The organism is Stenotrophomonas sp. 21LCFQ19 (assembly GCF_056861425.1).
Genome location: NZ_JBSPUF010000016.1, coordinates 72,930 through 85,585, shown reverse-complemented (window position 1 = coordinate 85,585; position 12,656 = coordinate 72,930). Strand labels below are relative to the sequence as shown.

General features: G+C 64.7%; 11 protein-coding genes. 9 read left to right on the top strand and 2 right to left on the bottom strand.

Going from position 1 to position 12,656, the window contains the following annotated elements:
* Positions 1 to 141 precede the first annotated feature (141 nt).
* Positions 142 to 1,872 (top strand): bifunctional isocitrate dehydrogenase kinase/phosphatase, encoded by a 1,731-nt coding sequence (gene aceK, locus AC13FW_RS16770; RefSeq protein ID WP_482989824.1) that lies wholly within the window; start codon positions 142 to 144, stop codon positions 1,870 to 1,872.
* A 60-nt stretch (positions 1,873 to 1,932) separates the two neighbouring features.
* Entirely contained in the window at positions 1,933 to 2,814 is an 882-nt protein-coding gene (locus tag AC13FW_RS16765) for an energy transducer TonB (protein ID WP_482989823.1), read from the top strand.
* Between the two features lie 251 nt (positions 2,815 to 3,065).
* On the opposite strand, the gene rho is transcribed toward AC13FW_RS16765, so the two are convergent.
* Together rho and trxA are read right to left on the bottom strand one after the other, a co-directional pair.
* Positions 3,066 to 4,835 (bottom strand): transcription termination factor Rho, encoded by a 1,770-nt coding sequence (gene rho / locus AC13FW_RS16760; protein WP_482989822.1) that lies wholly within the window; start codon positions 4,833 to 4,835, stop codon positions 3,066 to 3,068.
* A gap of 225 nt (positions 4,836 to 5,060) precedes the next feature.
* Entirely contained in the window at positions 5,061 to 5,390 is a 330-nt protein-coding gene (gene trxA, locus AC13FW_RS16755) for a thioredoxin TrxA (RefSeq protein WP_057628040.1), read from the bottom strand.
* 196 nt (positions 5,391 to 5,586) lie between these two features.
* On the opposite strand from trxA, the gene rhlB reads away from it, so the two are divergent.
* From rhlB to AC13FW_RS16720, 7 genes are all read left to right on the top strand, one after another.
* Entirely contained in the window at positions 5,587 to 7,251 is a 1,665-nt protein-coding gene (rhlB, locus tag AC13FW_RS16750) for an ATP-dependent RNA helicase RhlB (protein WP_296252711.1), read from the top strand.
* Between the two features lie 431 nt (positions 7,252 to 7,682).
* Positions 7,683 to 8,369, top strand: coding sequence for a cell division ATP-binding protein FtsE (gene ftsE / locus AC13FW_RS16745; protein ID WP_481510910.1), 687 nt, complete (start codon positions 7,683 to 7,685; stop codon positions 8,367 to 8,369).
* Positions 8,366 to 9,334 (top strand): permease-like cell division protein FtsX, encoded by a 969-nt coding sequence (gene ftsX, locus AC13FW_RS16740; protein WP_482989821.1) that lies wholly within the window; start codon positions 8,366 to 8,368, stop codon positions 9,332 to 9,334. Before ftsE ends, ftsX begins: the two co-directional genes overlap by 4 nt.
* A gap of 7 nt (positions 9,335 to 9,341) precedes the next feature.
* Complete coding sequence (locus AC13FW_RS16735; protein WP_482989820.1) at positions 9,342 to 10,184, top strand: response regulator; 843 nt, start codon at positions 9,342 to 9,344, stop codon at positions 10,182 to 10,184.
* On the top strand, positions 10,181 to 10,900 hold the full coding sequence (gene ung / locus AC13FW_RS16730; protein WP_482989819.1) for a uracil-DNA glycosylase: 720 nt from the start codon (positions 10,181 to 10,183) through the stop codon (positions 10,898 to 10,900). The genes AC13FW_RS16735 and ung overlap by 4 nt, the downstream gene beginning before the upstream one ends.
* 178 nt (positions 10,901 to 11,078) lie before the next feature.
* Entirely contained in the window at positions 11,079 to 11,954 is an 876-nt protein-coding gene (gene rpoH, locus AC13FW_RS16725; RefSeq protein WP_282272958.1) for an RNA polymerase sigma factor RpoH, read from the top strand.
* A gap of 287 nt (positions 11,955 to 12,241) precedes the next feature.
* A complete protein-coding gene (locus AC13FW_RS16720) occupies positions 12,242 to 12,643 on the top strand; it encodes a GFA family protein (protein WP_482989818.1) in 402 nt (133 codons plus the stop codon).
* Positions 12,644 to 12,656: the final 13 nt, after the last annotated feature.

The window sequence follows — 12,656 nt, the reverse complement described above, 5'->3', positions numbered from 1 at the left end:
CCACGAACAACTCCACGCCCAGGCCTGCCCCGAACAGCAGCCAGTGGCGTATGGTCAGCGCAACTCCCCGGTGTTCTCCCGCATGCGATTGCCCCGTACCTGCATTGACCCAGCACCTCGGCAACGTCTGGTCATGCCGTCATGACCGAGTCGGCTACAGACAGCGCGTTGGCCGCCAGCATCGCCAGCTGCATCGCGCAGGGCTTCGATGATTACCACCGCGACTTCGCCCAGATCAGCCGGCGCGCACGCGAGCGCTTCCAGCGCCGGGACTGGACCGCTGCCAAAGCCGATGCAGTGGAGCGCATCGAGCTGTATGACGTCTGTGTTGCACAATGCCGCACCCAGCTGGATCAGCTACTGCAGGGCAGTAGCGAGCTGCAGCTGTTGTGGCGGCAGGTCAAACAGGACTTCGCCGGGTTGATCGAAGGCCGCATCGACGGCGAGCTCTACAAGACCTTCTACAACACGCTCACCCGGCGTCTGTTTGCCACCCATGGCGTGGATGACAGCATCGAGTTCATGGCGTTGGACATTGAACCCTCCGACGCCATCACCCATCCGGTCGCGCGGCATGTCTATGCAGTGTCCGAGGCGCGCCCGGCCGAAGCGTTCTCACGCTTGTTGGCGGACTATGCGTTCGACCTGCCGTACACGCACCAGCTGCGTTGTGCGGCGGCCATCGCGGTGCGGCTGCAGGATGATCTCTCGCATTGGGGGCCGTATCCGGTGCGTGCGATCGAGTTGTTGCAGACCGTGTTCTACCGCGAGCGACGTGCCTATCTCGTGGGGCGCGTGTTCGGCGAGCACAGGTTTTCGCCGTGTGTGATTGCGCTGATCAACGATGAAAGCGGGATTCGCGCGGAGGCGGTGCTGAGCCGCCGCCGCGATGTGGCGCATCTGTTCGGCGTCTCACGCAGCTACTTCCAGGCCGACCTGCCTACCGTGGCTGATGCAGTGGTGTTCCTGCGCAGTATCCTGCCGGGCAAACCGGTGGATGAGATCTACACGGTGTTGGGCCGGGCCAAACAGGGCAAGACCGAGCGTTACCGCACCTTCTTCAGTCATTTCCAGCAGCACGACAACGAGCAGCTGGTGCACGCGGATGGCACGCCCGGTATGGTGATGACGGTATTCACCCTGCCCAGCTACCCGCTGGTGTTCAAATTGATACGTGATCGGTTTGCGTGGCCGAAGACGATGAGTCGGCAGGATGTTGAAGACAAGTACGCCTTGGTCTTCAATCTGGATCGCATCGGGCGCTTGCTGGATGCCCAGCCTTATCGCTACCTGCGCTTCCCCCTGCAACGGTTCGCGCCCGCGCTGCTGCAGGAACTTGTGCAGGAGTGCAGCCAGAGTGTCCGCGTCGATGGAGACGAGGTAGAGATCGCGTTGTGCTACGTGCAGCGGCGTTTCCGGCCGTTGAATCTCTACCTGCGTGAGCAGGGTGCAGAGGCGGCGCGCGCTGCCGCGCTGGACTATGCGCAGGCGATCCGCGACATGGCCTGCAACAACATCTTCCCCGGTGACATGTTGTTGAAGAACTTCGGCGTGTCGCGGCATGGTCGCGCGGTGTTCTACGACTATGACGAACTGTGCCTGGTGACCGAGTGCACTTTCCGCGCATGGCCACGGCCGCGTAGCGAAGAGGAGGCGATGGCGGCCGAGCCCTGGTTCCATGTCGCGCCCAACGATGTCTTCCCGGAACGCTTCGGGCTGTTCATGGGCTTGCCGCCGTCGTCGCTGGAGCTGGTGCAGGAGAAGTTTGGTGAGCTGTTCGATCCGGCCTGGTGGCAGGGTCTGCAGGTCGGGTTCCAGCAAGGGCTGTACCCGGACACCCCGCCGTATCCGCGTGCGCTGCGCCTGGCCTGAGGCTTGCGGCGATCCACGGGCCGCGCTTTAATCCGCTTTCTGGACACAAGGAGAAGTGGGATGCGACAGGTATTTGCGGCCATGGCATTTGGCGCCTTGCTTCTGACTACGATGCCGGTACCTGCCAGCGCAGCGAATGGCGGCGGTATCGCGGCGGTGCGTGAGCGGATTGAAAGCAGCATGGTGATCCGAGGCGAAGTCAGTATCGAGACCGACGGCTCGGTATCGGCAGTGCAGCTGGCCAAAGAGGACAAGCTGCCTGTCGGCGTGGTGAGCATGGTGCGCGATGCGGGGCTGAAGTGGCGCTTCGAACCTGTGCTCAGGGATGGCGTCGCAGTTCGTGCGGTGGCACCGATGAGCCTGCGTGTCATCGCCCGCAAACTTGATGGTGATCGCTATGAAATCAGCCTGCGCGGCATCAATTTCGCGCGGCTTGATGCCGATGATCCGGAGAACATCGCGCGTATCTCGCTGAAACCGCCGCGCTATCCCGAACAAGCCTTCCGTGCCGGGGTTTCCGGCAGCGTCTACCTGCTGGTCAAGGTCGGCAGGGACGGCAAGGTCGAAGACGCGTTTGCCGAGCAGGTGAACCTTACCTTCCTCAGCCGGGAGAACGATCAGCGGCGTGCCCGCGAGCTGTTGGCCAAGAGTGCTTTGGCCGGCGCCAGGCAGTGGACCTTCCGGGTTCCGACGCAAGGTCCAGGTGCTGCTCAACCGTTCTGGAATGTGCGTGTGCCGGTCAGCTACTCCCTGGATAACGGTGGTGCCGAAGGCCAGGAACAGGGGCGTTGGGTGAGTTATGTGCCGGGTCCGCGTGAGCGTGCGCCGTGGCGCGAAGACAGCGAACAGCTTGGTTTCTCGCCGGACGCGCTTGCAGATGGCAGCGTCAATCTGGTCGACAACAATGGCCCGCAGCTGCTGACCCCGCTGCAAGGCAGCTGACTCTCCGTGAGGTAGTGGCGGGGCCAGGGGGGGGGGGGGGGTCACCGGAACACCCCAACGGGGCGCGCCGCCCGCCGGGGCGGCCCCCCCGGCCGGGGCGCCCCCCCCCCCCCCCCCCCCCCCCCCCCCCCCCCCCCCCCCACTACAGGTGGAGCTGCTGGTGCCGCGAAGCCCGCATCGCATGCCCAATCAACGCCCAACAAAAACCCCGCTTTCGCGGGGTTTTTGCCTGCAGCCAACTCCAGCCGGAATCAGCGCTTCATCGAGCCGAAGAACTCGTCGTTGGACTTGGTGTTCTTCATCTTGTCCAACAGGAATTCCATCGCGGCGATTTCGTCCATCGGGTGTAGCAGCTTGCGCAGGATCCAGATCTTCTGCAGCAGCTCCGGTTCGATCAACAGGTCTTCGCGGCGGGTGCCGGAACGGTTGATGTCGATGGCCGGGTAGACGCGCTTCTCGGTGATGCGACGGTTCAAATGCACTTCGCTGTTGCCGGTGCCCTTGAATTCTTCGTAGATCACTTCATCCATCTTCGAGCCGGTTTCAACCAGCGCGGTGGCGATGATGGTCAGCGAGCCGCCTTCTTCAACGTTGCGTGCGGCACCGAAGAAACGCTTCGGGCGGTGCAGGGCGTTGGCGTCCACACCACCGGTCAGGACCTTGCCGGAGCTGGGCACGACGTTGTTGTAGGCGCGGGCCAGACGGGTGATCGAGTCGAGCAGGATCACCACGTCCTTCTTGTGCTCGACCAGGCGCTTGGCACGCTCGATCACCATTTCGGCAACCTGCACGTGGCGCGCGGCCGGCTCGTCGAAGGTCGAGGAGACCACTTCGCCGCGCACGGTGCGCTGCATTTCGGTCACTTCTTCCGGGCGCTCATCCACCAGCAGCACGATCATGTGTACTTCGGGATGGTTGGTGGTGATGGCGGTGGCGATCTGTTGCATCATCATCGTCTTGCCGGCCTTCGGCGGCGAAACGATCAGGGCGCGCTGGCCCTTGCCCTGCGGTGCCATCAGGTCGAGGATGCGACCGGTGATGTCTTCCGAGGAGCCGTTGCCACGCTCAAGCGTGAAGCGCTTGCGCGGGAACAGCGGGGTCAGGTTTTCGAACAGCACCTTGTTCTTCGAGGCTTCGATCGGCTCACCGTTGATGGTGTCCACGATCGACAGCGCGAAGTAGCGCTCGCCGTCCTTGGGGAAGCGGATGCGGCCCGACAGGTGGTCACCGGTGCGCAGGTTGAAGCGGCGGATCTGGCTGGGCGAGATATAGGTATCGTCCGGGCCGGCCAGGTAGCTGGCTTCGGCCGCACGCAGGAAGCCGAAGCCGTCCGGCAGGATTTCCAGCACGCCGTCGGCGGCGACGCCGTCACCGTGGCGGGTCAGCACCTTGAGCAGGGCGAAGATCACGTCCTGCTTGCGGGCGCGGGCCACGCCTTCGGAGATCTGCAGCTGTTCGGCGATTTCCAGCAGCTTCTGTGCCGGCATCCGCTTCAGGTCGCTGAGCGAATAGACCGGGAAACCTTCCGGTACGCTCGGCATCTGGCGGGGGACAAAATTGTCGTTGCCGCCGTCGTTGCCCATGCCGTTGTCGTCACGCTGACGGTTGCGGTCACGGTCGCGACGGTTGCGGAAACGGTCGCGGCGGTTGCCCTGACCCTGACCCTGGCCCTGGCCCTGCTGATTCTGCTGGCCGTAGCGCTGCTGGTTGTTGTTGCCTTCGCCGTTGTCCTGGCCACCCTGCGAGGTGTTGTTGTCGCCGGAGCTTGCTGCCGGGGCCTGGCCTTCATTGCTGGACGCCGCCGCGGCGGGCGCGGGAGGCGCAGCAACCGGGGCAGGTGCCGGAGCCACAGCTACCGGAGCCGGGGCGGCCGGGGCGGCAGGCAACGGAAGAGCCGGCTGGGCGGGGGCAGAAGCACCGCTGTCGGCGCTTTCAACGGCTTTGGCAACACGCGGCTTGCGCACGCGCTTCTCGACAGGAGCGTCGGTGCTCCCGGTTTCGGAAGGAGTGTTCTCGGACAAGTGCTTGATTCCTCTCGCTTGGATGTGCGAGCGCCCTGCGGGGCTGCGAATTGGTTGGGATGGTCCGGACGAGAACCCGTCCAGAGGGTGCGGCACGCGAATGCTGCCGGATGTAGCGACACTAACACCGCCATGCGCGGCGGTGCAAGCGCCTGCAAAACCCTGTTGGGCCGCGGTCAGGCTGGCCCGGTGGCCGGCGGCACCGGGCCGCCGGACCATGCTGGATCAGACCAGCGCCTTGTCGATCATCTGGCTCAGCTGGCCCTTGCCGACTGCGCCGATCTGGGTGGCCTGGATCTGGCCATCCTTGAACAACAGCAGCATCGGGATCGAGCGCACGTGGTACTTGATCGCGGTGGCGCGGTTCTCGTCCACATTGACCTTGGCGATCTTCAGCTTGCCGTCATAGGCATCAGCCAGTTCGTCCAGGACCGGGGAAATCATCTTGCACGGGCCGCACCATTCAGCCCAGAAATCCACCAGGACCGGTTCGCTCGATTGCAGGACGGCGCTGTCGAAGTCGGCGTCGCCGACGTGTAAAACCTTATCGCTCACTTGGAGTCTCCTGGTGCAATGCGACTGCCCATGCCGGGTTGGCGGTCGCATTGCGGTAAACTGGGGCATTGCGCGGACAGTGGGCAGGGCCCAGGTGTCGCGCGACCCGGCGCAGGGGCCGCAGTGTGCGACGGTGCCCGAATCGATGCAAGCTGCCCGGCCACACTGACCGGCTGGCACTACAAAGACGAAATCAATGAGCGACAAACCGCTAACCGACGTGACATTTTCCTCCTTCGAGCTGCAGCCGGCCTTGCTGGCGGGCCTTGAAGGCGCGGGTTTCACCCGCTGCACCCCCATTCAGGCGCTGACCCTGCCGGTGGCTCTGCCAGGCGGCGACGTCGCCGGCCAGGCCCAGACCGGTACCGGCAAGACGCTGGCCTTCCTGGTCGCCGTCGCCAACCGCCTGCTGACCCGTCCGGCGCTGGCCGACCGCAAGCCGGAAGATCCGCGCGCGCTGATCCTGGCACCGACCCGTGAGCTGGCCATCCAGATCCACAAGGACGCGATGAAGTTCGCTGCCGACACCGGCCTGCGCTTTGCGCTGGTCTATGGCGGCGTGGACTACGACAAGCAGCGTGAACTGCTGCAGCAGGGCGTGGACGTGATCATTGCCACCCCCGGCCGCTTGATCGACTACGTCAAGCAGCACAAGGTGGTTTCGCTGCACGCCTGCGAAATCTGCGTGCTGGACGAAGCCGATCGCATGTTCGACCTGGGCTTCATCAAGGACATCCGCTTCCTGCTGCGGCGCATGCCGGAGCGCACCACGCGCCAGACCCTGCTGTTCAGCGCCACCCTCAGCCACCGCGTGCTGGAGTTGGCCTATGAGCACATGAACGAGCCGCAGAAGCTGGTGGTGGAGACCGAAAGCATCACCGCCGACCGCGTCCGCCAGCGTATCTACTTCCCGGCCGACGAAGAAAAGCTGCCGCTGCTGATCGGCCTGCTGTCGCGCAGTGAAGGCGCGCGCACCATGGTGTTCGTCAACACCAAGGTATTCGTCGAGCGTGTTGCACGCGCTCTGGAAAAGGCCGGTTACCGTGTTGGCGTGCTGTCCGGTGACGTGCCGCAGAAAAAGCGTGAGAGCCTGCTCAACCGCTTCCAGAAGGGCCAGCTGGAAATCCTGGTGGCCACCGATGTGGCCGCACGCGGCCTGCACATCGACGGCATCAAGTACGTCTACAACTACGACCTGCCGTTCGACGCCGAAGACTACGTGCACCGCATCGGCCGCACCGCGCGCCTGGGCGAAGAGGGTGATGCGATCAGCTTTGCCTGCGAGCGCTATGCGATGAGCCTGCCGGACATCGAGGCCTACATCGAGCAGAAGATCCCGGTCGAAGCCGTCACCACCGAACTGATGACCGCGTTGCCGCGTCCCGAGCGCGCGCCGCTGCCTGAGGGCGAAGAAGGTGAGAGCGTTGGTGCCATCTTCCGCGAAGCCCGCGAGCAGAAGGCCGCCGACGAAGCCCGTCGTGGCGGTGGTCGCAGCGGTGGCAAGCCCGGTGAACGCCGCGGCGAGCGCAGCGCCGACGGCAAGCCGCGTGGTCCGCGCAAGCCGCGCGTCGAAGGCGCCCCGGCCAATGCCGAAGCCACGCCCAAGCCGCCGCGTCCGGCCGCTGAAGGTGCGCCGAATGCCGCCAACAGCCCGGCAGTGGAAGGCGAGCGCGCACCGCGCAAGCGTCGCCGTCGTCGCCACGGTCGCCCGGTTGAGGGTGCCGAAGGTGCAGCACCGGCAGTGGCCAACAACAACGGCCCGGTGCAGGTACAGGCCAAGCCGATGCGTGCTGGCAACGACAGCGACTCGTTCCTGACCCGCCTGGGCCGCAAGATCCGCCGGATGCTGTCGGGCAGCTGATCGCCGCGAGCCTGTAGTGCCGAGCCATGCTCGGCAGAGGCTCTAGCAGCAAGGTCAAAACGGTAGTGCCGAGCCATGCTCGGCAGCGGCATTGCCGGTAAAACCCCATGCCGAGCATGGCCCCCCAAACCCGGCTGCCCCCGCCCCCCCCCCCCCCCCCCCCCACCCCCACCCCCCCCCCCCCCCCCCGGCCCCCCCACTACAGCGCCCTCCCTTTTGCGCAGCTAAAGGGGAGGGTTGGGGAGGGGTAAGCTTTTTGCCGGTTGATGCAATCCCGGTTTCCGGGGGCGTGCCGCTTTTACCGCATGGCTGGTAAAGCCCCTTGCCGAGCATGGCTCGGCACTACAGGTTTCGCTCTGCCGAGCACGGCTCGGCACTACACGTGACCTGTATCCCCCGCAGTCCGCCCGCGCTCCTGCATAATCAGCACGATGAGCGTCCTGCGTTTTGACAATGTCAGCAAACACTATGCCGGTGGCCATCAGGCGCTGCTGGATGTCAGCTTCGAGGTGGCGGCCGGCGAAATGCTGTTCGTCACCGGGCACTCCGGTGCCGGCAAGAGCACCTTGCTCAAGCTGATCCATCTCAGCGAGCGGCCAAGCCGCGGCGCGGTCATCTTCGGCGAGCGCAACCTGCTCAAGGTGCGCGGCGGCAAGGTTGCCCTGCATCGGCGCGAAGTCGGCGCGGTCTACCAGGACCATCGCCTGCTGGTCGATCGCAGCATTGGCGAGAACGTCGCCCTGCCGCTGATCCTGCGCGGCGACCGTCGTGCCGATACCGGCAAGCGGGTGCGCTCGGTGCTGGAACGGATGGGTCTTGGCCACCGTGAGAAGGCGCTGCCCAGCGAACTGTCGGCCGGTGAGCAGCAGCGCGTCGGCATCGCCCGCGCGATTGTCGCCGAGCCCAAGCTGCTGGTGGCCGACGAGCCCACCGGTAATCTTGACCCGACCCTGGCCGCGGAAATCATGACCTTGTTTGCCGAGCTGCCGGCGCGCGGCACCAGTGTGCTGGTGGTCAGCCATGACCTGGCCCTGCTCAAGCAGATGCGCAAGCGCGTGTTGATCCTTGACCACGGCCGTCTGGTCGATGACATCTCGCCGCAGGACCTGGCCGAATGACTAGCAGCAACAGCAGCGAGAAGTCCGCAACGAACACCAGTACGGCGGCACCGTCGCGCCTGGCCACCTGGATCAACCACCATCTGCACAGCGTGGTGTTCAGCCTCGGCCGCGCACTGCGCAGGCCGTGGGCAACCGCGCTGACGGTGGCGGTGATGGCGCTGGCCCTGGCACTGCCGTTGGGGTTGTCGATCGGGCTGGACAACCTCAAGCATTTCTCCGGTAGCGTGCAGCAGTCGCGCGATATCAACCTGTTCCTGAAGACCGATGTGGACGGCGCCGCCGCGCAGGAACTGGCCAAGACCCTGCGTGCCCGTGCCGATGTTGCGCAGGTGCAGTTGCGTACGCCGGATGAAGGCTTGGCCGAGCTGCGTGAGAACGCTGGTCTGGGCGAGGCCATTGATGCGCTGGGCGAAAACCCGCTGCCCACGCTGCTGATCGTGACTCCAGCCGATGGCGCCGACGCAACCCTGGCCAAGTCGCTGGAAACCCTGCCGCAGGCGGACCTGGTCCAGCACGATGCACTCTGGCGGCAGCGCCTGGATGGCTGGCTGAACTTCGGCGCACGCCTGGTGCAGGTGTTGTCGGTGCTGCTGGGCCTGGGGGCAGCGCTGGTGGTCGGCAATACCGTGCGCCTGGACATCCAGGCACGGCGTGAGGAAATCGGTGTGCTGCAGTTGCTGGGTGCCAGCGACGGTTTCATCCGCCGTCCGTTCGTCTATCTGGGCGCGTGGTACGGGCTTGGTGCTGGTGCGCTCGCCTTGGGCCTGATCGGCGTGTGCGGGCTGGCCCTGCGCGCGCCCTTGGCCAACCTGTCGCAGAGCTACGGCAGTCCTTTCATGTTGCATGGCCTGGATCTGCTGCATTCGGGCATGGTGCTGGTTGGCACCACGATCCTGGGTTGGTTGGGGGCATGGCTGGTGACCGGTCACTTCCTCAGGCAGACTCGCCCGACCGAAACCTGAGGCCCGCATGTCCACGCACGAGCTCAAGCACCTGATCAGCGACGCGCCGCGGGTAATGGTGGTCGATGGATCCAAACTGGTACGGCGCCTGATCAGCGACGTGCTCAAGCGCGAACTGCCTGATGTCGAGGTGGTGGGCTGCGCCAGCATCGCCGAGGCGCGCGAAGCGCTGGCCGCTGGCCCGGTGCATCTGGTCACCACTTCGCTGGCCCTGCCTGATGGCGATGGCCTGGCGCTGGCGCGTGGCGTGCGCGAAACCGCCGGGCAGGCCTATGTGCCGGTGATCGTGGTTTCCGGCGATGCCCAGCAGCATCTGGAACAGCGCCGCTTCACCGAATACGTCACCGACTATTTCGACAAGGCGCTGGGCCATGAAGCCTTGGCGACCTTCATCCGTGGCTATGTGCAGCCGGAGCCGGTGGCCAATGCGACCGTGCTGTATGTCGAAGACAGCCGCGTGGTGGCGGAAGCCACCAAGCGCATGCTCGAACGCCACGACCTGCATGTCGTGCACGTGCTTACCGCCGAGGATGCGTTCTCGCTGCTCACCGCCGAGTCACTGGGCCGCACCACGCGGCAGGTGGACCTGGTGCTCACCGACGTCACCCTCAAGGGCGAGCTCAGCGGCCGTGATGTGGTCGAACGCATCCGCGTCGACTTCGGCTATGGCAAGCGACGCTTGCCGGTGCTGGTGATGACCGGTGACAGCAATCCGCACAACCAGTCGGCACTGCTGCAGTCCGGCGCCAATGACCTGGTGCAGAAACCCATCGAAGAGCGCCTGCTGGTGACCAAGGTGTTGTTCCAGCTGCGGCTGGCACGCATGGCACAGCCGGCGGTGGTGCTGTGAGCGAAGAAGGCGCACAGATCCAGCTCGAGCCCAGCTGGAAGGCGCGCATCGGCGATTGGCTGCTGCGCCCGGAAATGCGCGAACTGTCGGCCTTCCTGCGCAAGCGCAAGGCAGCCGGGGCGCATGTGTTTCCGCCCGGCCCGGAAATCTTTGCTGCCTTCAACGCCACCCCGTTCGAGCAGGTCAAGGTGGTGGTGCTGGGCCAGGACCCGTACCACGGTTATGGTCAGGCGCATGGCCTGAGCTTCTCGGTGAAGCCGGGCGTGCCGGTGCCGCCGTCCTTGCTCAACATCTATAAAGAGATCGAGGCCGACCTGGCCATCCCGCGCCCGGACCATGGCTGCCTGCTGCCGTGGGCGCAGCAGGGCGTGCTGCTGCTCAATGCGGTGCTGACCGTGGAAGAGGGCAAGGCAGGCGCGCATCAGGGCCGCGGCTGGGAGGGTTTTACCGACCACGTGGTCGATGTGCTCAACCGCGAGCGCGAAGGCCTGGTGTTCCTGCTGTGGGGCGCTTACGCCCAGCAGAAGGGCAAGGTCATCGATACCCGGCGCCACCGCGTGTTCAAGGCGCCGCATCCCTCGCCGTTGTCGGCCCATCGGGGCTTCCTCGGTTGCCGCCATTTCTCGCAGGCCAATGACTACCTGGCCCGCAACGGCCAGGCCCGGATCGACTGGCGGCTGCCGGCCTTGGCCGATCTGGCGCCGTCTGATCGCTGAACTGCCTTGATTGCTGTCATATCGCGGTGACCTTGGCTTTGCTACCTTGGTGGGGTTTGGAATGCCGTCGTTGCTGTCGCCTATTCGGGTTTGACCTCGAGTTTGCGAACAAAAACAGAACGCTGGAACTTTTTCTGTACTGAGCAGTCCAATAGTTCGACTGCTAAGATGAGGTCCTATGAACCTGAACACCTCTACTGCCCTTGTGGCAAACAATCTCCCGATCCCCAGTGCGCTCGGTTCGCTGGACGCCTACATCGGTGCCGTGCACCAGATCCCGGTGCTGTCGGTCGATGAGGAGCAGGAACTGTCGCGTCGCTTCCGCGACGAGCAGGATCTGAACGCCGCGCGTGAGCTGGTGCATTCGCACCTGCGCTTCGTGGTGCACGTGGCCCGCGGTTACAACGGCTACGGCCTGCAGCTGGGCGACCTGATCCAGGAAGGCAACATCGGCCTGATGAAGGCGGTCAAGCGCTTCGACCCGGACATGGGCGTGCGCCTGGTGTCCTTCGCGGTGCACTGGATCCGTGCCGAGATGCACGAGTTCATCCTCAAGAACTGGCGCATCGTGAAGGTCGCCACGACCAAGGCGCAGCGCAAGCTGTTCTTCAACCTGCGCAAGTCCAAGACCCGCCTGGGCTGGATGAACGCCGCTGAGGTCAGCGCCGTCGCCAAGGATCTGAACGTCTCCGAGCGTGAAGTGATGGAGATGGAATCGCGCCTGTCCGGTCGCGACATCGGCTTCGATGCGCCGTCGGATGAAGACGACGATCATGCGCCGCCGTCGCCGGCTGCGTATCTGGTCGCGCGCGATGAAGATCCGTCGCAGGCCTATGAGCGCGAGGACAGCGAAGACAACCAGCTGAGCCTGCTGCGCGAAGGGCTGGCCAAGCTCGACCAGCGTTCGCGCGACATCATCGCCCGCCGTTGGCTGGAAGCCGACAGCAAGGTGACGCTGCAGGAACTGGCAGATGAGTACGGCGTGTCGGCCGAGCGCATCCGCCAGATCGAAGCCAACGCGCTGAAGAAGATGAAGGCACTGTTCGCCGCCTGAGCAAGGCAGCAGCAGTAACACGAAGGCCCGGGGAAACCCGGGCCTTTGTTTTGTAGTGCCGAGCCATGCTCGGCAAGAGGCCTTGTGCACGAACTAACCCGCTGTAGTGCCGAGCCATGCTCGGCAGAGGCATTGCCGGTGGCGGTTGGTCCGTGCATGGAGCCTCTGCCGAGCATGGCTCGGCACTACGGACGGGGTTCTGGTAAAGCCCCTGCCGAGCATGGCTCGGCACTACCGGTGAGCTTTCCCGTGTAGATTCGGCATTCTTCTTGCAGACGGAGCTGGTGATGAAAGGGAACTGCCTGTGCGGTGCGGTCGAAGTGATCGCCAATGAGCATTCCGAAATCGGTCTATGCCATTGCAGCATGTGCCGGCGCTGGTCCGGTGGGCCGCTGTTCGCGGTGCATTGCGATGATCAGGTGCAGGTCATCGGCAGCGCGTTGAAGACCTACCGTTCCTCCGACTGGGCCGAGCGCGGCTTCTGCTCACAGTGCGGCACGCACCTGTATTACCGGTTGGTGCCGGACGGCGAATACTTCGTGCCGGCCGGCTTGTTCCATGAACAAGCGTTCGAACTGGCCAGCCAGATCTTCATCGACGAAAAGCCGTCGTACTACGAATTGGCCAACGAGACGCCGAAACTCACCGGGCGCGAAGTATTCGAACAGTTCGCCAACGGCAACAGCTGATTGCCGCTGGTGC